General features: G+C 39.2%; 2 protein-coding genes. Both read left to right on the top strand.

What is annotated here, in order from left to right; genetic code table 11:
• Positions 1-23: 23 nt before the first annotated feature.
• A complete protein-coding gene (locus GMD6S_RS11215) occupies positions 24-683 on the top strand; it encodes an amino acid ABC transporter permease (protein ID WP_000443854.1) in 660 nt (219 codons plus the stop codon).
• 129 nt (positions 684-812) lie between these two features.
• Complete coding sequence (locus GMD6S_RS11210) at positions 813-1595, top strand: DUF4037 domain-containing protein (RefSeq protein ID WP_000613909.1); 783 nt, start codon at positions 813-815, stop codon at positions 1593-1595.
• The last annotated feature ends 465 nt before the right edge of the window (positions 1596-2060 follow it).

Below are 2060 nucleotides of genomic sequence, written 5' to 3'. Positions count from 1 at the left end.
CCTATTCACTTTAGGAGGTTACTATGGAATCTATTTTAGAAGTTTTGACCCCAGATAACCTAATCTTTATCTTTAAAGGATTTGGCTTGACCCTCTACATTTCTCTGATTGCTATCGTCCTCTCGACCCTTATCGGAACAGTACTAGCCGTCATGAGAAATGGGAAAAATCCTGTCTTACGGATCATCTCCAGCATTTATATCGAGTTTGTACGTAACGTTCCCAACCTCCTCTGGATTTTCACCATCTTTTTGGTGTTTAAGATGAAGTCCACACCAGCTGGTATTACCGCCTTTACCCTTTTTACCTCAGCAGCCTTAGCTGAGATTATCCGAGGCGGTCTCAATGCCGTGGACAAGGGCCAGTATGAAGCAGGAATGTCGCAAGGTTTTACCTCTGCGCAAATCCTCTACTACATCATTCTCCCACAAGCGATCCGCAAAATGCTGCCAGCCATCATTTCTCAGTTTGTAACTGTGATTAAGGATACCAGTCTTCTCTACTCTGTTATCGCTCTACAAGAACTCTTTGGCGCCAGCCAAATTCTCATGGGCCGTTATTTCGAACCAGAGCAGGTCTTCAGTCTTTATATCCTGATTGCCTTGATTTACTTTATCTTTAACTTTACTATTTCTAGCTTGTCTCATAAGCTAGCAAAACGTTGGCAACAAGCTGCGGAATAAAAACGAAATGTGAACTCAAAACAAGGGTTCACATTTTTTGCTATAAATGAAAAAGAGCAGCTCAATGCTATGCAAACGTTTTACTTTTTTGGTAAAATGACTTTAAAACCATAACGTAAGGAGAAAAAAATGATCCAAGAACTTTGCAAAGAATTCTCTCAACTTGAACAAGTAGAAGCTATTGCTCTTGGTGGTTCTCGTGCAGGACAAGTCTACGATCAAAATTCTGACTATGACGTTTATGTCTATCTAAACTCTTCTATTGATGAGGCGATTCGACGAGATATCTTGAGTAAGTATTGTTCTTATATGGAAATTGGAAACCAGTTTTGGGAGTTAGAGGATGACTGTGTACTAAACAACGGTATCCAAATCGAGTTGATTTATCGTTCGCTGGAGTCGTTTGAACAAGAATTGAACACAACTGTTTTTCAACACAAAGCTCAAAATGCTTATACAACTTGCATGTGGCACAATCTACTCCACAGCAAGATTCTATACGACCCGAATGGACACTATGCTTCTCTCCAAAAGACTTACCAGATTCCCTATCCACAGGAACTCAAAAAGCATATCATCGAAAGGCAACTCCTTTTGCTAGAACAAGCCATGCCTGCCTTCTCTCACCAAATAGAAAAAGCTATCAAACGCCAAGATTTTCTCAGTATGAATCATCGTACAAGTGAATTTTTTGCTTCCTACTTTGACTTGTTATTTGCGCTCAATGAGCAAACCCATCCTGGTGAAAAACGAATGTTGGAGTACGCAAAGACCAATTGTACTCTCCTCCGTAAGCAATTTGAAGAAACTATTCGCAAGTATTTCCAACTACTCTATCAACCACAACAAGGAGAACAAGCGATCGTAACCTTGCAAACTATCCTGAAGGAACTAAAAGCCATTTTGCCATAGACCAAAAAGAAAATGTGAACCTCTCTGTTGTTGTTCACATTTTTATTTGTCGTTGACTGTAAAATTCTAGTCTACTCATATTCAGTTGCCTATTTTTGACTCTCTCTGAAAATCTGTAACTAGGTTAGAAATTGTTCAATTGATTGACGAGCAATCATGAAACCGTTCCAAAAACCGCACTCACAATCACTTACCCTGCTCTTTCATTACTAGTGACAATTTTTCCCTTAGGGTTACTACAAGATTTTTTAGAGATTCTAACAAGAATTACAATATGAATTTTACATATTACCATAGAACACCTCTATAGGAGAAAATCAGAGCTAAAATTAATAAAATATAGAAGGCGAGAAAAAGCCATCTCATCTTCACACATAGAGCAATATATTCTCTAATAAAGGCCGATGGGATATAGTAGGCGGCTGTACGGCAACCAAGACCATCTCCCTTCATCCCAATACGGCG

This window comes from Streptococcus sp. GMD6S, from assembly GCF_000297015.1.
This window is presented reverse-complemented; position numbering and strand designations above follow the sequence as displayed.